The sequence below is a fragment of the Streptomyces sp. NPDC088794 genome, from assembly GCF_044750545.1.
GTDB lineage: Bacteria > Actinomycetota > Actinomycetes > Streptomycetales > Streptomycetaceae > Streptomyces.
Genome location: NZ_JBIVKB010000013.1, coordinates 226,267 through 248,532, shown reverse-complemented (window position 1 = coordinate 248,532; position 22,266 = coordinate 226,267). Strand labels below are relative to the sequence as shown.

Sequence of the window (22,266 nt, the reverse complement as noted above, 5' to 3'; positions counted from 1 at the left end):
TGAGATCGGAAAAACGATCACACAACTTCCATCAAGGCTAGCAGCTCGCGTGCTACGTCCTCGACGGAGGTGTTGACAAGGGTCACGTCGAACTCCGGCTCGGCGGCCAGCTCGATCTTCGCGGCCTCCAGACGGCGCTCGATCACCTCGGGCGGCTCGGTGCCCCGTCCGGTGAGCCTGCGCACCAGCTCCTCCCAGGAGGGCGGAGCCAGGAACACCAGCAGAGCGTCCGCCATGGACTCGCGGACCTGCCGGGCCCCCTGGAGATCGATCTCCAGCAGAACCGGCACGCCGGACTCCAGATGCTCCAGCACGGCCGCACGCGGTGTGCCGTAGCGATTGCCGGCGAACTCGGCCCACTCCAGCAGCTCGCCGTTGGCGATCAGCTTGTCCATCTCCTCGTCGGTGACGAAGAAATAGTGGACGCCGTGCTTCTCGCCGGGGCGGGGCTTTCGGGTCGTCGCCGACACCGAGAGCCAGGCCTCGTCGTGTTCCTTGCGCATATGAGCGACGACCGTGCTCTTGCCGACCCCTGAGGGGCCGGAGAGCACGGTCAGCCGCGGACGTACGTCCGGGGGCTCGGGGGTCGTCCCCCGGAATGTTGCAGCCATGCAGCGATTATTCCAGCAATCCCGGACTGCCCGGGACTCCCTGTCCTAGTGATCAGGACTCAGGAGCCGGTGCTGCCGAACTCACGCTCCAGGGAAGCGATCTGGTTGGAGCCGAGACCGCGCACTCGGCGGCTCTCGGAGATGCCGAGTCGCTCCATGATCTGCTTGGCGCGGACCTTGCCCACGCCGGGCAGCGACTCGAGCAGCGCGGAGACCTTCATCTTGCCGATGACGTCGTTCTCCTGGCCCTGCTTGATGACCTCGTGCAGGGAGGCGCCGGAGTGCTTGAGTCGATTCTTGACCTCGGCCCGCTCCCGGCGAGCCGCGGCGGCCTTTTCGAGCGCGGCTGCGCGCTGTTCAGGGGTAAGGGGCGGAAGAGCCACGCCTACGTCACCTCGGATGTCGAACTGTCGGATACGGACCGGTGAGGAACCTAGTCGCCCCACACCTGGGGAGCTACGAGCAACACGCTTGCCCGTTAACTCTGCTCGGAGACTAGCGGCCAAGTACGCCAGAGTCAGCGAGAACAGCGGAAAAGTCCTGGTCAGCCTCCGCCAGGCCGGACATTAGGGACATAATGCCCAGGATTTGAGGATGTATTCAGGCTCAAGCGCTCCCCGGACCGTCACCGAGCCACTCATCGGAGGACTCCGACGACCAGCTCGAACGCCTGCGACGACCGTCGCGAAAGCCTCATACGGTCACGAGCCGCACGCGACCACGGAACTCACCCGGTCATGAACCTCATGCGGCCGCGAGCGCGGCCCGGATCTCCTCGGCGAAACGATCCGCGGCCGCCCGCAGCGCGCCCGTGTCGGGTCCGTGCCGCAGCACGCCCCGGCTGACGTTCGGGACGACGTTGGGCAGCGCGCCCCCGAACACCGCGGGCAGGTCGGCCGGCGTGGCTCCCTGGGCACCCACGCCCGGCGCGAGCAACGGGCCGTTGATCTCCAGGTCGTACGACGACAGATCGCCCAGCGTGGCGCCGACGACGGCCCCGAAGGAACCCAGGGGCTCCTCCCCCGCGTTCTCGGCCGCCAGATGGGCCAGCATCGTCGCGCCGACGGTCCGCCCGTCCGCGCGGACCGCGTGCTGCACCTCGCCGCCCTCAGGGTTGGAGGTCAGCGCCAGCACGAACAGGCCCGCGCCGCTCTCGCGCGCCAGCTCGATCGCCGGCGAGAGCGACCCGTAGCCGAGATACGGCGACACGGTCAGCGCGTCGGAGAACAGCGGGGAGTCCTTGCGCAGGAAGGCCTCGGCGTACGCGGCCATGGTCGAGCCGATGTCGCCGCGCTTGGCGTCCATGACGACCAGCGCGCCGGCCGCCCGCGCCTCCTCCACCGTCTTCTCCAGGACGGCGACACCACGCGAACCGAAGCGCTCGAAGAAGGCGCTCTGCGGCTTGAAGACGGCGACCCGCTCGGACAGCGCGTCGACGACCGTGCGGCTGAACCGCTCCAGGCCGGCCACGTCGTCGTTGAGGCCCCACTCGGTGAGCAGGGAGGCGTGCGGGTCGATGCCGACGCAGAGCGGGCCGCGCTCGTCCATGGTCCGGCGCAGTCGCGCGCCGAAGGGTTCGAGAGGACTCATACCGGCTTCCTTACGTCGGCGCCGACCGCGTCGGCGAGGGTGGCGTACGGGCTCGTGCGCAGGCGCGCGGCGAGTCCCTTGTGAAGGGCGCGGCCCCAGAAGGGCCCTTCGTAGATGAACGCGCTGTAGCCCTGTACGAGCGTGGCGCCGGCGAGGATGCGCTGCCAGACGTCCTCGGCGTTCTCGACGCCGCCGACGCCCACGAGGGTGATGCGGTCGCCCACGCGCGCGTAGAGGCGGCGCAGCACCTCCAGAGAGCGCGCCTTCAGCGGAGCGCCGGACAGGCCGCCGGTCTCCTTCACCAGTGAGGGTTCGGATGTCAGGCCGAGGCCCTCGCGCGCGATGGTGGTGTTCGTGGCGATGATCCCGTCCAGGCCGAGTTCGACGGCCAGGTCGGCGACGGCGTCCACGTCCTCGTCGGCGAGGTCGGGCGCGATCTTCACCAGGAGCGGGACACGGCGAGCGGTGACCGTACGGTCGGCCGCCTCGCGCACGGCGCTCAGCAGCGGACGCAGCGCCTCGGTGGCCTGGAGGTTGCGCAGTCCGGGCGTGTTGGGCGAGGAGACGTTGACGACCAGGTAGTCGGCGAACGGCGCGAGACGCTCGGTCGACTTCACGTAGTCGCCGACGGCCTCCGTCTCCGGCACGACCTTCGTCTTGCCGATGTTGACGCCCACGACGGTCCTGAAGACCGGCTCACGGGCCGCCAGACGGGCCGCCACGGCCAGCGAGCCCTCGTTGTTGAAGCCCATGCGGTTGATGAGCGCGCGGTCCGGTACGAGGCGGAACAGGCGCTTCTTGGGGTTGCCCGGCTGCGCCTCCCCCGTGACCGTGCCGATCTCGACGTGGTCGAAGCCGAGCATCGTCATGCCGTCGATGGCGACCGCGTTCTTGTCGAAGCCGGCGGCGAGCCCGAAGGGGCCGTGCATGCGCAGCCCGAAGGCCTCGGTGCGCAGCTCCTTGTGGCGGGGCGCGAGGGCGGCGGCGACGAAGGTGCGCAGCACCGGGACGCGGACGGCGAGGCGGATCCAGCGGAAGGCGAGGTGGTGGGCCTGCTCCGGGTCCATCCGTTTGAAGACGAGATTGAAGAAGATCTTGTACATGGTGTCCTCATGAAGAGGGGGACACCGTTTCCGGTGTCCCCCTCTTGGCTGCTAGTCGCGGGCCGCGGTCAAGTGTTCGGCGTGTTCCTGGAGTGAACGGACGCCCACGTCACCGTGGTTGAGGGCGTCGATGCCCTGGACGGCGGCGGCGAGCGCCTGGACCGTCGTCAGGCACGGGACCGACCGCGCCACGGCCGCCGTACGGATCTCGTAGCCGTCGAGGCGGCCGCCGGTGCCGTACGGGGTGTTGACGATGAGGTCGACGTCGCCGTCGTGGATGAGCTGGACGATGGTCTTCTCGCCGTTGGGGCCGGTGCCCTCGGACTGCTTGCGCACGATCGTGGCGTTGATGCCGTTGCGCTTGAGGACCTCGGCCGTGCCGGAGGTCGCGAGCAACTCGAAGCCGTGCGCGACCAGTTCGCGGGCCGGGAAGATCATCGAGCGCTTGTCGCGGTTGGCGACCGAGATGAAGGCGCGGCCCTTGGTCGGCAGCGGACCGTAGGCGCCCGCCTGCGACTTGGCGTACGCCGTGCCGAAGACGGAGTCGATGCCCATGACCTCGCCGGTGGAGCGCATCTCCGGGCCCAGCACCGTGTCGACACCGCGCCCGTGGATGTCGCGGAAGCGCGACCACGGCATGACCGCCTCCTTGACGGAGATCGGCGCGTCGAACGGCAGCTCGCCGCCGTCGCCGTTGGCCGGCAGCAGCCCCTCGGCGCGTAGTTCGGCGACGGTCGCGCCCAGCGAGATGCGGGCGGCGGCCTTCGCGAGCGGGACCGCGGTCGCCTTGGAGGTGAAGGGAACCGTGCGGGACGCGCGCGGGTTGGCCTCCAGGACGTAGAGGATGTCGCCGGCCAGCGCGAACTGGATGTTGATCAGGCCGCGCACGCCGACGCCCTTGGCGATGGCCTCCGTAGAAATCCGCAGGCGCTTGATGTCGAAGCCGCCCAGGGTGATCGGCGGCAGGGCGCATGCCGAGTCGCCGGAGTGGATGCCGGCCTCCTCGATGTGCTCCATGACACCGCCGAGGTAGAGCTCCTGGCCGTCGTAGAGCGCGTCGACGTCGATCTCGATGGCGTCGTCGAGGAAGCGGTCGACCAGGACCGGCCGGGAGGGGCTGATCTCGGTCGACTCGGCGATGTAGGACTCCAGCCGGGTCTCGTCGTAGACGATCTCCATGCCTCGTCCGCCGAGGACGTACGACGGCCGGACGAGGACCGGGTAGCCGATCTCGTCGGCGATGGCCTTGGCACCCACGAACGTGGTGGCCGTGCCGTGCTTGGGGGCCGGCAGGCCCGCCTCGGCGAGCACGCGCCCGAAGGCACCGCGGTCCTCGGCGGCGTGGATGGCCTCCGGCGGAGTGCCCACGATCGGCACGCCGTTGTCCTTCAGAGCCTGCGCCAGACCGAGCGGGGTCTGGCCGCCGAGCTGCACGATGACACCGGCGATCGGTCCGGCCTGCTGCTCCGCGTGGACGATCTCCAGCACGTCCTCCAGCGTCAGCGGCTCGAAGTAGAGGCGGTCGGAGGTGTCGTAGTCCGTGGAGACGGTCTCGGGGTTGCAGTTGACCATCACGGTCTCGTACCCGGCGGCGGACAGCGCGAAGGAGGCGTGGACGCAGGAGTAGTCGAACTCGATGCCCTGGCCGATGCGGTTGGGCCCGGAGCCCAGGATGATGACGGCCGGCTTCTCGCGCGGGGCGACCTCGTTCTCCTCGTCGTAGGACGAGTAGAAGTACGGGGTCTTCGCGGCGAACTCGGCGGCGCAGGTGTCGACCGTCTTGTAGACCGGGCGGATGCCCAGCGCGTGCCGGACCTCGCGCACGACGTCCTCGCGCAGCCCGCGGATCTCACCGATCTGCTGGTCGGAGAAGCCGTGCCGCTTGGCCTCGGCGAGCAGCTCGGGGTCGAGCTTGGGGGCGGCGGCCAACTCGTCCGCGATCTCCTTGATGAGGAAGAGCTGGTCGACGAACCAGGGGTCGATCTTCGTGTAGTCGAAGACCTCCTCCTGGGTGGCGCCCGCGCGGATGGCCTGCATGACGGTGTTGATCCGGCCGTCGGTGGGCCGTACGGCCTCCTCCAAGAGCTGGACCTTGTCGCCGGGCTCGCCGACGAAGGTGAACTGGCTGCCCTTCTTCTCCAGGGAGCGCAGCGCCTTCTGGAAGGCCTCGGTGAAGTTCCGGCCGATGGCCATGGCCTCGCCGACCGACTTCATGGTGGTCGTGAGGGTGGAGTCGGCGGACGGGAACTTCTCGAAGGCGAAACGCGGGGCCTTGACGACCACGTAGTCGAGGGTCGGCTCGAAGGAGGCCGGGGTCTCGCGCGTGATGTCGTTCGGGATCTCGTCGAGGGTGTAGCCGACGGCCAGCTTGGCGGCGATCTTGGCGATCGGGAAGCCGGTCGCCTTGGAGGCGAGCGCCGAGGAGCGGGACACACGCGGGTTCATCTCGATGACGATCACCCGGCCGTCGACCGGGTCGATCGCGAACTGGATGTTGCAGCCGCCGGTGTCGACGCCGACCTCGCGGATGATCGCGATGCCGATGTCCCGCAGGTTCTGGTACTCGCGGTCGGTCAGCGTCATCGCCGGGGCGACGGTGATCGAGTCGCCGGTGTGCACGCCCATGGGGTCGAAGTTCTCGATGGAGCAGACGACCACGACGTTGTCGTTCTTGTCGCGCATCAGCTCCAGCTCGTACTCCTTCCAGCCGAGGATGGACTCCTCCAGGAGCACCTCGGTGGTCGGCGAGAGCGTGAGGCCCTGGCCCGCGATGCGGCGCAGTTCCTCCTCGTCGTGGGCGAAGCCGGAGCCGGCGCCGCCCATGGTGAAGGAGGGGCGCACGACGACCGGGTAGCCGCCGAGGGTGTCGACGCCCTTGATGACGTCGTCCATCGAGTGGCAGATGACCGAGCGGGCCGACTCGCCGTGCCCGATCTTCTGGCGGACGGCCTCGACGACGCCCTTGAAGAGGTCGCGGTCCTCGCCCTTGTTGATGGCCTCGACGTTGGCGCCGATCAGCTCGACGCCGTACTTGTCGAGCGTGCCGGCCTCGTGCAGGGAGATGGCCGTGTTGAGGGCCGTCTGACCGCCCAGGGTGGGCAGGAGCGCGTCGGGGCGCTCCTTGGCGATGATCTTCTCGACGAACTCCGGGGTGATCGGCTCGACGTAGGTGGCGTCGGCGATCTCGGGGTCGGTCATGATCGTCGCCGGGTTGGAGTTCACCAGGATGACGCGCAGGCCCTCGGCGCGCAGGATGCGGCACGCCTGCGTACCGGAGTAGTCGAACTCGGCGGCCTGGCCGATGACGATCGGGCCGGAGCCGATGACCAGGACGGACTGGATATCGGTGCGCTTAGGCACGCTGGCCCTCCATCAAAGACGTGAAGCGGTCGAACAGGTAGGCCGCGTCGTGCGGGCCCGCCGCTGCTTCGGGGTGGTACTGGACGGAGAAGGCGGGCTGGTCGAGCAGCTGGAGCCCCTCCACGACGTTGTCGTTCAGGCAGACGTGGGAGACCTCGGCGCGGCCGAACTTCGTCTCGCTGACCTGGTCGAGCGGCGCGTCCACGGCGAACCCGTGGTTGTGCGCGGTGACCTCGACCTTGCCGGTCGTACGGTCCTGCACCGGCTGGTTGATGCCGCGGTGGCCGTACTTCAGCTTGTAGGTGCCGAAGCCGAGGGCGCGGCCGAGGATCTGGTTGCCGAAGCAGATGCCGAACAACGGGGTCCGGCGCTCCAGGACGGCGGTCATCAGCGCGACCGGGCCGTCGGCGGTGGCCGGGTCGCCCGGGCCGTTGGAGAAGAACACGCCGTCCGGCTCGACGGCGTAGACGTCGTCCACGCTCGCGGTGGCGGGCAGCACGTGCACCTCGATGCCGCGCTCGGCCATGCGGTGCGGGGTCATTCCCTTGATGCCGAGGTCGACGGCGGCGACGGTGAACCGCTTCTCGCCGATCGCGGGGACGACGTACGCCTCCTTGGTGGCGACCTCCTCGTACAGCGAGGCGCCCTTCATCTGGGGCTGGGCCTGCACCTGCTCGACCAGTTCGGTCTCGGGGACGATGGCCTCGCCGGAGAAGATGCCGGCGCGCATCGAGCCGCGCTCGCGCAGGTGCCGGGTCAACGCGCGCGTGTCGATGCCGGAGATGCCGACCACGCCCTGCGCGACGAGTTCGGCGTCCAGGGAGCGCTTGGCCCGCCAGTTGGACGGCACGCGCGCGGGGTCGCGGACGACGTAGCCGGAGACCCAGATGCGGGCAGACTCGTCGTCCTCGTCGTTCCAGCCGGTGTTGCCGATCTGCGGGGCGGTCGCGACGACGATCTGACGGTCGTACGACGGGTCGGTGAGGGTCTCCTGGTAGCCGGTCATCCCGGTGGAGAACACGGCCTCGCCGAAGGTCACCCCCACGGCCCCGTAGGCACGGCCGCGGAAGATCCGGCCGTCCTCCAGGACGAGTACGGCGGGAGCTGCCTTGTGCCTCTGCGAGGCCGCTCCCTGGATGGAGGTCGTCATCGTGCGCCTTCCGTGTTGTTGATCATGCTGTTCAGAGTCTCGACCCACTCGGCGTGCTCGGCCGCGTGGTCGGAGCGGAACCCGGAGTCGATCAGCTTGTCGCCGTGCGCCCAGGTGACGATCAGCAGGCCGCCCTCGCTGAGCACCTTCCCGGCGATGCCCTTGCCGAGCAGGGCCTCGCGCAGCGCCTCGGCCGGGACGAAGAAGTCGGTGGCTCCGGGGCGTACGACGTCCAGGCCGGCGTCCGTCAGGGTCAGCTCGACCCGGCTGCGGGTGCCCAGGCCGTGCGCCACGATGCGGTCCAGCCACTGACCGGCCGTGGTGGAGCCGTGGTAGCGGCCGCTCATCGTCAGTTTCGCCGGACCGGGGTCGTCCGGCGCGGTGGGCAGCTCCGGCAGGTCGCCCTGGAGCGTGCCGCGCCACTTCCAGCCCTCGCGCATCAGCCAGTAGACGAGCGCGACGAAGAGGCCGAGGCCTACGAGCCAGCCGATGCGGGCGGCCCAGTCGGTGACGTCGGCCGACTTCTTCTCGGCGGCGAGCGATGCGGCGGCGAGCAGAGTTGCAGATGTCACGTGAGCTTCCCGTCGACGAGCGTGGCCTTGCCCCGGAGCCACGTGTGCGTCACACGGCCCGGCAGCTCACGCCCCTCGTACGGGGTGTTCCGGCTGCGCGAGGCGAAGCCCGCGGGGTCCACCGACCCACGGTATGCCGTGTCGACGAGCGTGAGGTTGGCGGGCTCACCAGCCGAGACGGGACGGCCGTGGCCCTTGGCCCGCCCGATCTCGGCAGGCTTGACGGACATGCGCTCGGCGACCCCGGCCCAGGTGAGGAGCCCGGTGTCCACCATGGTCTCCTGCACCACTGACAACGCGGTCTCCAGGCCCACCATCCCCATGGCGGCCGCGGCCCACTCGCAGTCCTTGTCCTCGTGCGGGTGGGGCGCGTGGTCGGTGGCGACGATGTCGATCGTGCCGTCCGCGAGGGCCTCGCGCAGGGCGAGCACGTCCCGCTCGGTGCGCAGCGGCGGGTTGACCTTGTAGACCGGGTTGTAGCTGCGCACCAGCTCGTCGGTGAGCAGGAGGTGGTGCGGGGTGACCTCGGCGGTGACGTCGATGCCGCGGGACTTGGCCCAGCGGACGATCTCGACGGAGCCGGCGGTCGAGAGGTGGCAGATGTGGACGCGGGAGCCGACGTGCTCGGCGAGCAGGACATCCCGGGCGATGATCGATTCTTCGGCCACCGCCGGCCAGCCGCCCAGGCCCAGCTCGGCGGAGACGACGCCCTCGTTCATCTGGGCGCCCTCGGTCAGCCGCGGCTCCTGCGCGTGCTGGGCGACGACCCCGCCGAAGGCCTTCACGTACTCCAGCGCCCGGCGCATGATCACGGCGTCGTCGACGCACTTGCCGTCGTCGGAGAAGACGGTGACGCCGGCGGCCGACTCGTGCATGGCGCCCAGTTCGGCGAGCTTGCGGCCCTCCAGGCCGACGGTGACGGCGCCGATGGGCTGCACGTCGCAGTAGCCGTGCTCCTGGCCGAGCCGGTAGACCTGCTCGACCACGCCGGCGGTGTCGGCGACCGGGAAGGTGTTGGCCATGGCGAACACGGCCGTGTAGCCGCCGGAGGCCGCCGCGCGCGTGCCGGTCAGCACCGTCTCGGAGTCCTCGCGGCCGGGCTCGCGCAGATGGGTGTGCAGGTCGACCAGGCCCGGCAGCAGCACCTTGCCCTCGGCGTCCACGACCTCGGCGCCCTCGTCGGACAGCCCCGGGCCGACGGCCTCGATGACCGAGCCGTCGATCAGGACGTCCTGCGCCTCGCCGCCGAGCACCTTCGCACCACGGATCAGGATCTTGCTCATGGGACTTACTTCTCCTCGATGGTGCGGGCGTGGGAGACGGCGGGTTCGTTGCCGCCGAGCAGGAGGTACAGAACGGCCATCCGGATGGAGACTCCGTTTGCGACCTGCTCGATCGCGGTGCAGCGCTCGGAGTCGGCCACCTCGGCGGTGATCTCCATGCCGCGGACCATCGGCCCGGGGTGCATCACGATGGCGTGCTCGGGCATCTTCGCCATGCGGTCGCCGTCCAGGCCGTAGCGCCGGGAGTACTCGCGCTCGGTCGGGAAGAAGGCGGCGTTCATGCGCTCGCGCTGGACCCGCAGCAGCATCACCGCGTCGCTCTTGGAGAGCGTGCTGTCGAGGTCGTACGACACCTCGCAGGGCCAGGACTCGACGCCGACCGGCACCAGGGTCGGCGGGGCGACGAGGGTGACCTCGGCGCCGAGGGTGTGCAGCAGGTCGACGTTGGAGCGGGCGACACGGCTGTGCAGGATGTCGCCGACGAGCGTGATCCGCTTGCCGTCCAGGTCCTGCCCTATCCCGGCGTCCCGCCCGATGAGCCGGCGGCGCATGGTGAAGGCGTCCAACAGGGCCTGCGTGGGGTGCTGGTGGGTGCCGTCACCGGCGTTGATGACGGCCGCGTCGATCCAGCCGGAGTTGGCGAGGCGGTAGGGCGCTCCGGAGGCGCCGTGCCGGATGACGACGGCGTCGACACCCATGGCCTCCAGGGTCTGGGCGGTGTCCTTCAGGGACTCGCCCTTGGAGACGCTCGACCCCTTGGCGGTGAAGTTGATGACGTCCGCGGAGAGGCGCTTCTCGGCGGCTTCGAAGGAGATACGCGTGCGCGTGGAGTCCTCGAAGAAGAGGTTGACGACGGTACGGCCGCGCAGGGTCGGCAGTTTCTTGATCGGCCGGTCGGCGACCCGGGCCATCTCCTCGGCGGTGTCGAGGATCAGGACGGCGTCGTCGCGGGTGAGGTCGGCGGCCGAGATGAGATGACGCTGCATCTGTCAGGCTCCGTAAGGCAATTCAGGAGTTTTCGGGCATACGGGCATACGTGAGCGCACTTCGGCGGGAGCCGGAGTGCTACTGCGACGCGCCCGGGGCGGCCGGCTTCGCACCGAGCAGCACGGTGTCGCGACCGTCCTCCTCGGCGAGCAGGACCTTGACCGTCTCCCGCAACGACGTGGGGAGGTTCTTGCCGACGTAGTCGGCGCGGATGGGCAGTTCGCGGTGGCCGCGGTCGACCAGGACCGCGAGCTGCACCGCGCGCGGACGCCCGATGTCGTTCAGGGCGTCGAGGGCGGCGCGGATGGTGCGACCGGAGAAGAGCACGTCGTCGACGAGGACGACCAAGCGGCCGTCGATGCCGTCGCCGGGGATCTCCGTGCGGGCCAGCGCACGCGGCGGGTGCATGCGCAGGTCGTCGCGGTACATGGTGATGTCGAGGGCGCCGACCGGGATCTTGCGGTCGGTGATCTCCTCCAGCTTGACGCCCAGCCGCTGGGCGAGGAAGACGCCTCGGGTCGGAATGCCGAGGAGCACCACGTCGTCGGCACCCTTGGCGCGTTCGACGATCTCGTGGGCGATGCGGGTCAACACCCGCGCGATGTCGGGTCCTTCGAGCACGGGCCGGGCATCGGAGGCGTACGTGTCGTGCTTGTCCTGCTTGTCCATATGAAACGGACCTCCTTCTCCGCCTCACGGGACGGACGTTAAAGGACGTCGGATTTGCGCCATCCACGGTAGCAGGCCCGGACGACGTCCCTGATCACCCCCCTGGCGTAATCAGCCACGGGTTCCCCAGAAGAGGCGGTGTGGACCATTCGGCTTGACGGGCGAGAGTCACGCTGCGTAACCTCACAGTGAGTTACCAGACGCGCGGCTCGGAAACACCATCGGTCGCGTCGATCCAGTGTCCGGGGAGCTATATGTCCAGCGAATACGCCAAACAGCTCGGGGCCAAGCTCCGGGCCATCCGCACCCAGCAGGGCCTTTCCCTCCACGGTGTCGAGGAGAAGTCCCAGGGACGCTGGAAGGCGGTCGTGGTCGGGTCGTACGAGCGCGGTGACCGTGCCGTGACCGTGCAGCGCCTCGCCGAGCTGGCGGATTTCTACGGTGTGCCGGTGCAGGAGCTGCTGCCGGGCACGACCCCGGGCGGTGCCGCCGAGCCGCCGCCGAAGCTGGTCCTCGACCTGGAGCGGCTGGCCACGGTGCCGGCCGAGAAGGCGGGCCCGCTGCAGCGGTACGCGGCCACGATCCAGTCCCAGCGCGGCGACTACAACGGCAAGGTGCTGTCGATCCGCCAGGACGACCTGCGCACACTCGCCGTCATCTATGACCAGTCCCCCTCGGTCCTCACCGAGCAGCTGATCAGCTGGGGCGTCCTGGACGCGGACGCCCGCCGCGCGGTGGCCTCCCACGAGGAGAACTGAGCCGTACCGCACAAGAGCAGAAACGTGCCGCCGGGGTGGCCGGAACTTTAGGGTTCCGGGCGCCCCGGCGTTCTTTTGTCGGTGCTCCATCGCCGCTCACGTCTCGGGAGACGTGAGGGCAGCTCCCAGGGGCGCGGGGCCGTGTCGATATGCGGCTCCGCCGCGCGGGCGCGACAAGCCCCAGACGGCCCGCAGCCGCCCTACAACGACACCACCCACCCCCTGGGCGGACAAGAACGCCGGGGGCCCGCAGCAAGCACGCTGCGGGCCCCCGGCGTTCTTCGTACCGGAAGGCCTACTCCTCGTCCCGGCGCAACGAGGGCTTCAGGTCCTTGAAGCGGGCCAGCAGACCGTTGACGAACGCGGGCGACTCGTCCGTCGAGAACTCCTTCGCCAGCTGCACCATCTCGTCGAGGACGACCGCGTCCGGGGTCTCGTCGACCCAGATCAGCTCGTACGCGCCCAGCCGCAGGATGTTGCGGTCCACGACCGGCATCCGGTCGAGCGTCCAGCCGACCGAGTACTGGGAGATCAGATCGTCGATGCGCCGCTCGTGCTCGGCGTAGCCCTCGACGAGCTGCATCGTGTACTCGCTCACCGGCGGCTGCCGGGTGTCGTCCCGGGAGAGTCGGATCCAGTCCGCGAGGACCGTCAGGACGTCGGCTCCGCGCTGGTCGCCCTCGAAGAGGATCTGGAAGGCGCGCTTGCGGGCCGTGTTGCGAGCAGCCACGGTTAGCTGTTCACCCGGCCGAGGTAGTCGCTCGTGCGGGTGTCGACCTTGATCTTCTCGCCGGTGGTGATGAAGAGCGGGACCTGGATCTGGTGGCCCGTCTCCAGCGTCGCGGGCTTGGTGCCGCCGGTGGAGCGGTCGCCCTGGACGCCCGGCTCGGTCTCCTGGACGACCAGCTCGACGGCGGCCGGCAGCTCGACGAAGAGCACCTCGCCCTCGTGCTGCGCCACGGTGGCCGTGAAGCCCTCGATCAGGAAGTTGGCGGCGTCGCCGACGGCCTTGCGGTCGACCATGAGCTGGTCGTAGGTCTGCATGTCCATGAAGACGAAGTATTCGCCGTCCATGTACGAGAACTGCATGTCGCGCTTGTCGACAGTGGCCGTCTCGACCTTGACGCCGGCGTTGAACGTCTTGTCGACGACCTTGCCGGACAGCACGTTCTTGAGCTTGGTGCGCACGAAGGCAGGGCCCTTGCCGGGCTTGACGTGCTGGAACTCGACGACGGACCAGAGCTGGCCTCCGTCGAGCTTGAGCACCAGGCCGTTCTTGAGGTCGTTCGTGGAAGCCACGGTTGCGGAATCTCCTGGACTGACGTGGACGACCACGGGGCACGCGCGTTACAGCGCTAGGAGCTCCTTGGTCGTGATGGTGAGTAGCTCGGGTCCGCCGTCCGCCTCGGGGCGGACGACGAGCGTGTCATCGATCCTGACACCGCCCCGGCCCGGGAGGTGGACCCCCGGTTCGACGGTGACCGGCACGCAGGCGTCCAGTTTACCCATGGCCGCGGGGGCCAACTGCGGCTCCTCGTCGATTTCGAGCCCCACCCCGTGCCCCATCAGCGCCGACAGCCTCTCCGCATGCCCCGCCGAGTCCAGTACCTGGCGTGCCGCCCGGTCCACATCGCGGTAGGCGGCGCCGGGCGCCAGAGCCTCGCGGCCGGCGCGCTGGGCGGCGAAGACGAGGTCGTAGAGCTCGATCTGCCAGTCGGCCGGCGAGGTCCCGATCACGAACGTACGCCCGATCTCGCAGCGGTAGCCGCGGTACCTCGCGCCGAGGCAGACGGAGAGGAAATCTCCCTCCTCCACGCGGCGGTCGGTGGGCAGGTGTGCGCGCCGGCCGGCGTTGGGGCCGGTCGCGACGGAGGTGGCGAAGGCGGGGCCGTCGGCGCCGTGGTCGACCAGGCGGCGCTCCAGCTCCAGGGCGAGATGGCGTTCGGTGCGGCCGACGAGGATGGACTCCAGGAGTTCGCCCAGGGCCTGGTCGGCGATCTCCGCGCCGATGCGGAGACAGGAGATCTCCTCCTCGTCCTTGACGACCCGGAGCTGTTCCACCGCCCCGCCGAGGTCTGCGACGCGGATGCGCGGTGCGACCGAGCGGATCTCTCGGTGCCGGGCGACGGTGAGGTGGTGTTCCTCCACGGCGAGGGATTCCGCGCCCTGAGTCCTGGCGAGGCCCGCGGCCGCGACCGCGGGGTCGCCTGCGCTGCTCGGGAGGCTCTGTACGCGGATGGTCTCGTCGGGGCGGCCGTCCGTGGGTCTTTCGTCCGGGGGGCCGGTGCAGAGGAGGAGGTCTTCTGTCTTCCCCAGGAGCAGGACCGCGCCTTTGGGCGACGCGCCTGCGAGGTAGCGGACGTTGGCCGGGCGGGAGACGAGCGCGGCCGTGTTGCCGGCGGCGTTGCACTGTTCCCTGAGCCGGGTTCGGCGGATCGCGTACATCTCTGACATGAGATGAGCGTAGGAGGGGTGGGTGATTTGTGCCGGTTGGAGGGGTGCCGTTTGGGGGACGCGGGGGGTGGTGACGGTTGTGTCCCGACTGACGGCCGGTGGGGGCTGGCCGCGCAGTTCCCCGCGCCCCTTGAGGGACGTGCACTCACCCGGCATCTACCAGTTCGGGGGGCTTGCGATGGAGCGGGCCAATACGTCGTTCAGGACCGCTGCCGTCTGGGCCACGTCCAACTGGGAGTTGTCGATGATGGGGAGGCCCGAGCCGTACCAGCCCGCCATGCGGCCGTGGATGCGGGCCACCTCTTCGTCGGTGAGGCGGCGGTTGCCCGCGCGTTCGCCGTTGCGTTCCAGGACCACTTCGAGGCCGGGGAGGAGGACGACGGGGAGGAGGCCGGGGCCGACGTGGCGCTTCCAGCCGCCGAGGCCGACGACCGGGCGGTCCGGGAAGACGGCGTCGTCGAGGATGCAGGAGATGCCGTTGGCGAGGAAGTTGCGGGCGGCGAAGCCGCAGGTGCGGCGGGCGAGGCGGTACTGGGCCTCGGAGTGGTCGTTCCAGCCGGACTGGGGGTCGGCGAAGCCCGAGCGGACCCATTCGCGCACGTCGTCGAGGCTGATGTGGGCCGTGGGGACCCGACGGTGGTCCGCCCAGTACTTGGCGACGCTCGTCTTGCCGGCGCCCGCGGGGCCGATCAGCAGCACGGCGAGGGTCGTGGACGTCGGGTCCGCGCCGGCCGTGGCGGTCGGCGGGACGCTGGGCATGGCGACCGGGCCGCCGGGCGGCAGCGGGACATGGCCGGTGGTGTCCGGGACCGGTGGCGGCGGCGTCGGGGCCTGGGGTGGTGCGGGCGGCGGGGCCATGGCAGGAGGCGCTCCCGGGTAGCCCGGGGCCTGCGGCGGCGGTGGCACGGGGGCCGCGCCCTGGTGCGGGCCCGGGTGACCCGGGTGGTGCGCGGCCGGCGACCAGCCGGCGGCGGGTCCGTGCCCCGGCTGATGGGGCGGCGGCAGCGGAGAACCCACTGCGTGCTGCATCCGGTGCCACTCCGTCTCGTACAGGCAATTGGCGCTGGCGACGGGGGCTGGCCCCCACTCCCTACCGAACGGTACCTTCCCCGGCCGCCGTTTGGTGAACGGCCGGGGGCGGTCCGAAGTGCCCGTGCCCACAAGGGCAGATCGGCATTTCGGACGGACGGCGCTCCAGTGGACTTACTCACCCACCTCGCCGTACGCGGCGAGCAGGACGGCCGGGTCGGGGCCCTCCAGGACGGTCGGCTTGGCCAGGCCGTCCAGGACGATGAAGCGGAGCAGGTCGCCGCGGGACTTCTTGTCGACCCGCATGTTCTCCAGGAGCTTGGGCCACTGGTCGTAGCGGTAGTGCAGCGGCAGGCCGACCGATTCGAGGATCGTGCGGTGGCGGTCGGCCGTCGTGTCGTCCAACCGGCCCGCCAGACGGCCGAGTTCGGCCGCGAAGTGCAGGCCGACGGAGACGGCCGCGCCGTGCCGCCACTTGTAGCGCTCGTTCTTCTCGATGGCGTGACCCAGGGTGTGGCCGTAGTTGAGGATCTCGCGCAGACCGGCTTCCTTGAGGTCCGAGGAGACCACCTCGGCCTTGACGCGGATGGAGCGCTCGATCAGCTCGGCCGTGTGCGGGCCCGCGGGCGTGCGGGCCGCCTCGGGGTCCTCCTCGATGAGGTCCAGGATCACCGGGTCGGCGATGAAGCCCGCCTTGATGATCTCGGCGAGTCCGGAGACGTAGTCGTTGACCGGCAGCGAGTCCAGCGCGGCCAGGTCGCACAGCACGCCGGCCGGCGGGTGGAAGGCGCCGACCAGGTTCTTGCCCTCGGCGGTGTTGATGCCGGTCTTGCCGCCGACGGCCGCGTCCACCATGGCCAGCACGGTGGTCGGTACGGCGATCCAGCGCACCCCGCGCAGCCAGGTCGCGGCGACGAATCCGGCCAGGTCGGTACTGGCCCCGCCGCCCACGCCGACGATGACGTCGGAGCGGGTGAAGCCGGACTGGCCGAGCGCCTTCCAGCAGTAGGCGGCGACCTCGGCGGTCTTGGCCTCCTCCGCGTTGGGCACCTGGATGGCGACGGCCTCGAAGCCCTGCTCGGCCAGGTCCGCGCGGAGCGCCTCACCGGTCTCGGCGAGCGCCTCGGGGTGCACGACGGCCACGCGCTTGGCCTTCTCGCCGATCAACCCGGCGAGCTCGCCCAGGAGTTGACGGCCCACCAGGACCTCGTACGGCTCGTTGCCCGCTGTGCCGCCGACCTGGATCCGGGTCACTGCCTCGCTCATGCTTCCTTCAACTCCAGTGCGTCCAGGGCGACTTGGGTGACCTCTTCGGGCGTACGGCCATCGGTGGCCACGACCGCGGTGGCGATCCCCTCGTACAAGTGCCGCCTGACCTCCATCAGTTCGCGCCATTGCTTGCGCGGGTTGATCATGAGGAGCGGGCGAGCGGCGTTGAGGCCGGTGCGCTTGACGGCTTCCTCCACGTCCATCGAGAGGTAGACGACCCGCTGCCCGGCCAGCAGCGCGCGGGTGTCCTCGTCGAGGACCGAGCCGCCGCCCAGGGCGAGGACGCCGTCGTGCTCGGCGAGCGCCCGGCGCACCGCCTCCTTCTCGATCGCCCGGAAGGCGGGCTCGCCCCCGTCGACGAAGATCTCGGCGATGGTCCGGCCCTGCTCGGCGACGATGTCGTCGTCGGTGTCCCGGTAGCCGACGCCGAGGCGCTCGGCCAGCAGTTGTCCGACGGTCGACTTGCCGACCCCCATCGGGCCCACCAGCACGACCACGGGTGCGGGGCTCACCGGATGGCCAGGTGCTCGAGGTAGGAGCGCACGTTGCGGCGGGTCTCGGGGACCGAGTCGCCGCCGAACTTCTCCGCGACCGCGTCCGCGAGGACGAGCGCGACCATCGCCTCCGCGACGATGCCGGCGGCCGGCACCGCGGACACGTCGGACCGCTGGTGGTGGGCCTGCGTGGCCTCGCCGGTGACCACGTCGACGGTCCGCAGGGCGTGCGGCACGGTGGCGATGGGCTTCATCGCGGCGCGTACCCGCAGCAGTTCACCGGTCGAGAGGCCACCCTCGGTGCCGCCGGAGCGGCCCGAGACCCGGCGGATGCCCTCGTCGGTCTTCACGATCTCGTCGTGCGCCTGCGAGCCGGGCACCCGCGCCAGCTCGAAGCCGTCGCCGATCTCGACGCCCTTGATGGCCTGGATGCCCATGAGGGCACCGGCGAGGCGGGCGTCCAGCTTGCGGTCCCAGTGCACGTGCGAGCCGAGGCCCACCGGCACGCCGTAGGCCAGGATCTCGACCACACCGCCGAGGGTGTCGCCGTCCTTGTGGGCCTGGTCGATCTCGGCGACCATCGCCTTCGACGCGTCCGCGTCCAGGCAGCGCACGGGGTCGGCGTCCAGCTTCTCGACGTCGGCCGGCGTGGGCAGGACGCCCTGCGGGGCCTTCGCGGAGGCGAGTTCGACCACGTGCGAGACGATCTCGATGCCGGCCGTCTCCTTGAGGTAGGACCGGGCCACCGCGCCCAGCGCCACCCGGGCCGCCGTCTCCCGCGCCGACGCGCGCTCCAGGATCGGGCGGGCCTCGTCGAAGCCGTACTTCTGCATGCCCGCGAGGTCGGCGTGGCCGGGGCGCGGGCGGGTCAGCGGGGCGTTGCGGGCGAGCCCGGCGAGGATCTCCGGGTCGACGGGGTCGGCCGCCATGACCTGATCCCACTTGGGCCACTCGGTGTTGCCCACCATGATCGCGACCGGGGAGCCGAGCGTGAGACCGTGCCGGACGCCGCCGAGGAAGGTGACCTCGTCGCGCTCGAACTTCATACGGGCACCGCGGCCGTAGCCGAGCCGACGCCGGGCCAGGTGGTCGGCGACCATGTCGGTGGTGATCGGCACGCCGGCGGGAAGGCCCTCCAGCGTCGCGACAAGTGCGGGACCGTGGGACTCTCCCGCGGTCAGCCAGCGCAGCCTGCTCAACGATGCTCCTCAGTGCTCGCGCCCTGGTACTGCCTGTGTACGCGCGTCCTCGCGTACGACGACGGCCCGACCAGGTGCGCGGCCCTGGCCCGCCACCCCCGATCCTCCCACGTCCGGGCGTCGGGCCCGGCCGCCGGTCCAGCAGACGGACGGCGGCGAGTCAGGAGGAGGCGTCCTGCTGACGCGGCTGCGGGGCGTAGGCGCCCAGGTAGTCGGCGCCGCTCCCCTGGCTCTGGCCGCTCTGGGCGCTCTGCGCCTGCTGCGGCGCGTACTCCCCCAGGTAGTCCGCGCCGCGTCCCTGTCCGTACTGCGCCGCCGCGTGCACCGGCACTCCGTTGCGCACGGCACGCCGGTACTTGATCTTCGCCACCAGCTTCAGCACCCAGGACGCGACGACGGCGAGCACGATGAGGCCGAGGACGGTGATCTGCACCCAGTCCGGCATGAACTTCAGGACGGCCTCGAAGATCTCGCTCTTGCCGGACGCCAGCGGCACACCTGTGGCCATGACCCACTCCCCCGAATACCGTTCCGCCCCTGCGGAACAGGCGAATCCTAGCGGGATTCGAGTGCGTGTTCGCCCGCTTTTCGCATGGCGCCCAGGGGGGCCGGCACGTGTCCCGTCATCTGCTCGACCTGGAGCACGGCCTGGTGCACCAGCAGGTCGAGACCGCTGACGACAGCGCCGCCGTACGCCGACCAGCGGGCCGCGAGTGCGGTCGGCCAGGGGTCGTAGAGCACGTCGAAAAGGGTGGCGGGCCGCTCGGGGACGGCGGCGGAGAGGGTGTCCGTGGTGCCGGCCGGGGTGGTGGCGATGACCAGGGGCGCCCGAAGGGCCTCGGCCGCGTCCGCCCAGTCCGCGATGCGCACCTCGACGTCGAGCCGCTCGCCCCACTCCCGCATCTCGGCGGCGCGCGCCGCGCTGCGGACGTAGACCACGACGTAGCCGGTGCAGACGCGGGCCAGTGCGGCGAGTGCGGAGGAGGCGGTGGCGCCGGCGCCGAGGATCGCCGCCGAGTCGACCTGTTCGATGCCGTGCTCGCGCAGGGCGGCGACGATGCCGGGGATGTCGGTGTTGTCGCCGAGGGCGCGGCCGTCCGGGGTGAAGACGACGGTGTTGACCGCGTCGACCGAGGCGGCCGTCTCGCTGATCTCGTCGAGCAGGGGTATGACGGCCCGCTTCAGCGGCATCGTCAGCGACAGCCCGGCCCATTCCGGCCCGAGTTTCTCGAAGAAACGGGACAGCGTGGTCTCGTCGACCTCGAACCGGTCGTAGGACCAGTCCGCCAGCCCCAATTCCTGATAGGCGGTGCGGTGCAGCACCGGCGAGAGGGAATGGGCGATGGGCTTGCCCAGTACTGCTGCCCGACGGGTGTCAGCTGCCCGTGGCCTCATTGAACTTTTCCTTGAGCTTCAGGAATTCGGCGTGCGTCTTGGCGAATTCGGTCTTGTTCACACCGTCGGTCGCGACGAAGTAGAACCAGCCGTCGTCCGTCGGATTCAGCGCCGCCTTCAGCGCGACGTCGCCCGGATTGTCGATCGGGCCGGGCGGCAGGCCCTTCTGCGTGTACGTGTTGTACGGGTCCTGGTTCTTGTTGATCTCCGACTCGCTGATGTTGATGTTGCTCTGGCCCTTCAGGTAATTGAAGGTCGAGTCGAACTGCAACAGACCGTAGGTCTCGGGGTTCGCCAGATTGAGGCGGTTGTAGACCACCTCCGCCATCTTGCGGTAGTCGTCCTCGGTCTTCCCCTCGGCCTGGACGAGGCTCGCGACCGTGATGACCTGCAACGGACTGTCCAGCTTGAGCTCTTTGGCCTTCGCCTCGAGGTCGTACTTCTCGTAGGCCTTGGCGGCGTCACTGACCATCGACTTGAGGACCGCCTCGGGCTTCATGCCCTTCGCGGCGGGATAGGTGCCCGGGTAGAGGAATCCCTCCAGCGGGTCCTTGATCTCCTTGTTGTCGTTCGCCCAGCTCGGCAGTCCGAGGGTCTTGTACTTCTCTTTCGCGATCTCCCTGGTGGCACCGGACGACAGGTCGAGTTTCGCGTCGATCGCCTTGTACACGCTGACATTGCGCTGGCCCGGAGTGACCATCACGTTGTTCTGGCTCTTGGGGTCGAGCATCATCGCGACGGCGCTGTCGCCGGACATCTCCGTCTTCAGCAGATAAGCGCCGGCCTGAATCGTTTTTCCCTTGGGGTTCTGCGACTGGGCGGCGACGAACGCGTCGACGCTCTTGACGACGCCCGCTTCCTTCAGCCGCCGGCCGATCTCGTAACCGCCCGCGCCTTTCGGGATCTCGACGCTCACCGTCTTGCTGGTGCCGTCACCCGCGTAGTCCGGCGCCGAGCCGAAACGATTTTGGTAGAACTGGTATCCGAAGTAGGAGACCCCGCCGAGTCCGCCGCCGAACACCAGGACCACGACCAGGCAGGCGCAGCCGCTGCGACGCTTCTTCCCTTTGCCCTTGCCGTCCTTGCCCTTCCGGTCGCCCCGGCCACGGCGACTGTCGGCCTCGTCGTCGGGCTCCTCGTCGTCATCGTCGCCACCGCCGCCCGCGAAGAAGGCGTGCTCGCCCTGGTCGGGTCCGGGATCCCAGTCGGGTTTCGGCTCCGGCTCGGGCTGCCTGCGGCTGGGCGGCTCCGGCGGCGGATACGCGTCCGGCGTGCCGTAGTAGTCGGGCTGCTCGCCCCCGTATGCGGCGGCCTGCTGGCCGTACGGGTCCGAGGGATCCGTGTACTGGACGTGCGTGCCGGAACCCCAGGCTCCGTTGTCGTAGGGCTGCTGCTGGGGCTGGCCGTTGTTGTCGTAGGGCTGCTGGGTGTGACCCGCGTAGTTCTGCTGCTGTCCCTGGACGCCGTACTGCTGTTCGTACTGCTGCTGGGCATACTGCTGCTGGTCGTATTGCTGCTGGTCGTACTGGGGGTACTGCTGCTGCGCCTGACCGTAGGCGTTCTGGCCGCCGTCGCCCCACTCGCCGTACTGCTGCTGTTGGGACTGCTGCTGGTCCGAATAATGCTGCGGCTGGCCGCCGTAGGACTGCTGGCCCGTCTGAGCCTGCTGTCCCTCCCATCCACCGTCTCCGAACAACGGGTCCTCGGGATGCCACGGTTCGGAGCCGTGACCCCGGCCATACTCAGTCATCGATCCCCTAGAGCCGACGGACGGCGCGGCACGCGGCTGGTGGGCCGGATTCCGTTTCGCCTCTTGCTGTGCGGTGGCTGTTCGAAAACCATCGCATCGCGCGGAACGTTACCGTATCGCGATCAGATGACCACTTCGACGCCTTCGCCGGGCGCTTTACCTGACACCCGTTCGGATTCAAGTGCTTGCTGCAAAATAATCACAGCGGCGGCCTGATCGATGACGGAGCGTCCCTTTTTCGCCTTCACGCCGGAGGCACGCAGCCCCTGACTGGCCGTCACCGTGGTCATCCGCTCGTCGACCAGCCGGACCGGGATCGGCGCGATCCCCTGGGCCAGCTCCTGGGTGAAGGTGCGGACCTTGACCGCGGCCGGTCCCTCGCCCCCCTTGAGGGAGCGGGGCAGACCGACGACGACCTCGATCGGCTCGTACTCCTCGACGAGTTCCCGCAGCCGGCGATGGGCCGCGGGGATGTCCCGTCCGGGAACCGTCTCCACCGGAGTGGCGAGGATCCCGTCGGGGTCGCACGAGGCGACCCCGATGCGGGCGTCCCCGACGTCGATGGCGAGCCGACGCCCTCTTCTCATCGTCGG

The 22,266-nt window shown here is 69.9% G+C and carries 22 protein-coding genes; 1 reads left to right on the top strand and 21 read right to left on the bottom strand.

Going from position 1 to position 22,266, the window contains the following annotated elements; genetic code table 11:
- Positions 1–17 precede the first annotated feature (17 nt).
- The 10 genes from gmk to pyrR form a co-directional block, all read right to left on the bottom strand.
- The gene (gene gmk / locus ACIP6U_RS32610) at positions 18–611 is read right to left on the bottom strand and encodes a guanylate kinase (RefSeq protein ID WP_401725326.1); all 594 of its coding nucleotides are present in this window, start codon (positions 609–611) and stop codon (positions 18–20) included.
- A gap of 59 nt (positions 612–670) precedes the next feature.
- The gene (locus ACIP6U_RS32605; protein ID WP_003977346.1) at positions 671–994 is read right to left on the bottom strand and encodes an integration host factor; all 324 of its coding nucleotides are present in this window, start codon (positions 992–994) and stop codon (positions 671–673) included.
- Between the two features lie 361 nt (positions 995–1,355).
- Complete coding sequence (pyrF, locus tag ACIP6U_RS32600; RefSeq protein ID WP_401725323.1) at positions 1,356–2,201, bottom strand: orotidine-5'-phosphate decarboxylase; 846 nt, start codon at positions 2,199–2,201, stop codon at positions 1,356–1,358.
- On the bottom strand, positions 2,198–3,304 hold the full coding sequence (locus ACIP6U_RS32595) for a quinone-dependent dihydroorotate dehydrogenase (protein WP_401725320.1): 1,107 nt from the start codon (positions 3,302–3,304) through the stop codon (positions 2,198–2,200). The genes pyrF and ACIP6U_RS32595 overlap by 4 nt, the downstream gene beginning before the upstream one ends.
- Positions 3,305–3,355: 51 nt before the next feature.
- The gene (gene carB / locus ACIP6U_RS32590; RefSeq protein WP_401725318.1) at positions 3,356–6,664 is read right to left on the bottom strand and encodes a carbamoyl-phosphate synthase large subunit; all 3,309 of its coding nucleotides are present in this window, start codon (positions 6,662–6,664) and stop codon (positions 3,356–3,358) included.
- Positions 6,657–7,814, bottom strand: a complete 1,158-nt coding sequence (carA, locus tag ACIP6U_RS32585) for a glutamine-hydrolyzing carbamoyl-phosphate synthase small subunit (RefSeq protein ID WP_401725315.1) — start codon at positions 7,812–7,814, stop codon at positions 6,657–6,659. The genes carB and carA overlap by 8 nt, the downstream gene beginning before the upstream one ends.
- Positions 7,811–8,386: a hypothetical protein gene (locus ACIP6U_RS32580; protein ID WP_401725312.1), complete on the bottom strand. Its 576-nt coding sequence runs from the start codon at positions 8,384–8,386 to the stop codon at positions 7,811–7,813. The genes carA and ACIP6U_RS32580 overlap by 4 nt, the downstream gene beginning before the upstream one ends.
- Complete coding sequence (locus ACIP6U_RS32575) at positions 8,383–9,669, bottom strand: dihydroorotase (RefSeq protein WP_401725310.1); 1,287 nt, start codon at positions 9,667–9,669, stop codon at positions 8,383–8,385. The genes ACIP6U_RS32580 and ACIP6U_RS32575 overlap by 4 nt, the downstream gene beginning before the upstream one ends.
- A 5-nt stretch (positions 9,670–9,674) precedes the next feature.
- Positions 9,675–10,655, bottom strand: coding sequence for an aspartate carbamoyltransferase catalytic subunit (locus ACIP6U_RS32570; protein WP_124002857.1), 981 nt, complete (start codon positions 10,653–10,655; stop codon positions 9,675–9,677).
- 79 nt (positions 10,656–10,734) lie between these two features.
- The gene (pyrR, locus tag ACIP6U_RS32565) at positions 10,735–11,325 is read right to left on the bottom strand and encodes a bifunctional pyr operon transcriptional regulator/uracil phosphoribosyltransferase PyrR (protein ID WP_401725307.1); all 591 of its coding nucleotides are present in this window, start codon (positions 11,323–11,325) and stop codon (positions 10,735–10,737) included.
- Positions 11,326–11,579: 254 nt separating this feature from the next.
- On the opposite strand from pyrR, the gene bldD reads away from it, so the two are divergent.
- Positions 11,580–12,083 (top strand): transcriptional regulator BldD, encoded by a 504-nt coding sequence (bldD, locus tag ACIP6U_RS32560; RefSeq protein ID WP_124002855.1) that lies wholly within the window; start codon positions 11,580–11,582, stop codon positions 12,081–12,083.
- A gap of 295 nt (positions 12,084–12,378) precedes the next feature.
- On the opposite strand, the gene nusB is transcribed toward bldD, so the two are convergent.
- The 11 genes from nusB to ruvX form a co-directional block, all read right to left on the bottom strand.
- A complete protein-coding gene (nusB, locus tag ACIP6U_RS32555; RefSeq protein WP_401725304.1) occupies positions 12,379–12,813 on the bottom strand; it encodes a transcription antitermination factor NusB in 435 nt (144 codons plus the stop codon).
- A 2-nt stretch (positions 12,814–12,815) separates the two neighbouring features.
- Positions 12,816–13,382, bottom strand: a complete 567-nt coding sequence (efp, locus tag ACIP6U_RS32550) for an elongation factor P (protein ID WP_401725301.1) — start codon at positions 13,380–13,382, stop codon at positions 12,816–12,818.
- 48 nt (positions 13,383–13,430) lie between these two features.
- Positions 13,431–14,537, bottom strand: a complete 1,107-nt coding sequence (locus tag ACIP6U_RS32545; protein WP_401725298.1) for an aminopeptidase P family protein — start codon at positions 14,535–14,537, stop codon at positions 13,431–13,433.
- 156 nt (positions 14,538–14,693) lie between these two features.
- The gene (locus ACIP6U_RS32540) at positions 14,694–15,566 is read right to left on the bottom strand and encodes a Pro-rich N-terminal domain-containing protein (protein ID WP_401725295.1); all 873 of its coding nucleotides are present in this window, start codon (positions 15,564–15,566) and stop codon (positions 14,694–14,696) included.
- A gap of 174 nt (positions 15,567–15,740) precedes the next feature.
- The gene (gene aroB / locus ACIP6U_RS32535) at positions 15,741–16,832 is read right to left on the bottom strand and encodes a 3-dehydroquinate synthase (RefSeq protein WP_401725292.1); all 1,092 of its coding nucleotides are present in this window, start codon (positions 16,830–16,832) and stop codon (positions 15,741–15,743) included.
- Complete coding sequence (locus ACIP6U_RS32530) at positions 16,829–17,311, bottom strand: shikimate kinase (RefSeq protein WP_401725615.1); 483 nt, start codon at positions 17,309–17,311, stop codon at positions 16,829–16,831. Before ACIP6U_RS32530 ends, aroB begins: the two co-directional genes overlap by 4 nt.
- A 32-nt stretch (positions 17,312–17,343) precedes the next feature.
- Positions 17,344–18,528, bottom strand: coding sequence for a chorismate synthase (aroC, locus tag ACIP6U_RS32525; RefSeq protein ID WP_401725289.1), 1,185 nt, complete (start codon positions 18,526–18,528; stop codon positions 17,344–17,346).
- Positions 18,529–18,688: 160 nt separating this feature from the next.
- On the bottom strand, positions 18,689–19,036 hold the full coding sequence (locus tag ACIP6U_RS32520) for a hypothetical protein (protein WP_401725286.1): 348 nt from the start codon (positions 19,034–19,036) through the stop codon (positions 18,689–18,691).
- A 47-nt stretch (positions 19,037–19,083) separates the two neighbouring features.
- Positions 19,084–19,923 (bottom strand): shikimate dehydrogenase, encoded by an 840-nt coding sequence (locus tag ACIP6U_RS32515; protein WP_401725285.1) that lies wholly within the window; start codon positions 19,921–19,923, stop codon positions 19,084–19,086.
- Positions 19,904–21,673 carry an endolytic transglycosylase MltG gene (gene mltG / locus ACIP6U_RS32510; protein WP_401725282.1) on the bottom strand — a complete coding sequence of 590 codons (1,770 nt, stop codon included), beginning with the start codon at positions 21,671–21,673 and terminating at the stop codon, positions 19,904–19,906. The genes ACIP6U_RS32515 and mltG overlap by 20 nt, the downstream gene beginning before the upstream one ends.
- Before the next feature lie 122 nt (positions 21,674–21,795).
- Positions 21,796–22,260 (bottom strand): Holliday junction resolvase RuvX, encoded by a 465-nt coding sequence (gene ruvX, locus ACIP6U_RS32505; RefSeq protein ID WP_401725279.1) that lies wholly within the window; start codon positions 22,258–22,260, stop codon positions 21,796–21,798.
- Positions 22,261–22,266: the final 6 nt, after the last annotated feature.

What these genes read in the sequence shown, in the direction of transcription:
- ACIP6U_RS32570 (WP_124002857.1), bottom strand. Translation starts at nt 10,655, where the DNA reads ATGCAGCGTCATCTCATCTCGGCCGCCGACCTCACCCGCGACGACGCC.
- ACIP6U_RS32540 (WP_401725295.1), bottom strand. Translation starts at nt 15,566, where the DNA reads ATGCAGCACGCAGTGGGTTCTCCGCTGCCGCCGCCCCATCAGCCGGGG.
- ACIP6U_RS32575 (WP_401725310.1), bottom strand. Translation starts at nt 9,669, where the DNA reads ATGAGCAAGATCCTGATCCGTGGTGCGAAGGTGCTCGGCGGCGAGGCG.
- ruvX (WP_401725279.1), bottom strand. Translation starts at nt 22,260, where the DNA reads ATGAGAAGAGGGCGTCGGCTCGCCATCGACGTCGGGGACGCCCGCATC.
- bldD (WP_124002855.1), top strand. Translation starts at nt 11,580, where the DNA reads ATGTCCAGCGAATACGCCAAACAGCTCGGGGCCAAGCTCCGGGCCATC.
- pyrF (WP_401725323.1), bottom strand. Translation starts at nt 2,201, where the DNA reads ATGAGTCCTCTCGAACCCTTCGGCGCGCGACTGCGCCGGACCATGGAC.
- carA (WP_401725315.1), bottom strand. Translation starts at nt 7,814, where the DNA reads ATGACGACCTCCATCCAGGGAGCGGCCTCGCAGAGGCACAAGGCAGCT.
- ACIP6U_RS32530 (WP_401725615.1), bottom strand. Translation starts at nt 17,311, where the DNA reads ATGGGGGTCGGCAAGTCGACCGTCGGACAACTGCTGGCCGAGCGCCTC.
- ACIP6U_RS32595 (WP_401725320.1), bottom strand. Translation starts at nt 3,304, where the DNA reads ATGTACAAGATCTTCTTCAATCTCGTCTTCAAACGGATGGACCCGGAG.
- aroB (WP_401725292.1), bottom strand. Translation starts at nt 16,832, where the DNA reads ATGAGCGAGGCAGTGACCCGGATCCAGGTCGGCGGCACAGCGGGCAAC.
- mltG (WP_401725282.1), bottom strand. Translation starts at nt 21,673, where the DNA reads ATGACTGAGTATGGCCGGGGTCACGGCTCCGAACCGTGGCATCCCGAG.
- ACIP6U_RS32515 (WP_401725285.1), bottom strand. Translation starts at nt 19,923, where the DNA reads ATGAGGCCACGGGCAGCTGACACCCGTCGGGCAGCAGTACTGGGCAAG.
- ACIP6U_RS32520 (WP_401725286.1), bottom strand. Translation starts at nt 19,036, where the DNA reads ATGGCCACAGGTGTGCCGCTGGCGTCCGGCAAGAGCGAGATCTTCGAG.
- pyrR (WP_401725307.1), bottom strand. Translation starts at nt 11,325, where the DNA reads ATGGACAAGCAGGACAAGCACGACACGTACGCCTCCGATGCCCGGCCC.
- gmk (WP_401725326.1), bottom strand. Translation starts at nt 611, where the DNA reads ATGGCTGCAACATTCCGGGGGACGACCCCCGAGCCCCCGGACGTACGT.
- ACIP6U_RS32545 (WP_401725298.1), bottom strand. Translation starts at nt 14,537, where the DNA reads ATGTCAGAGATGTACGCGATCCGCCGAACCCGGCTCAGGGAACAGTGC.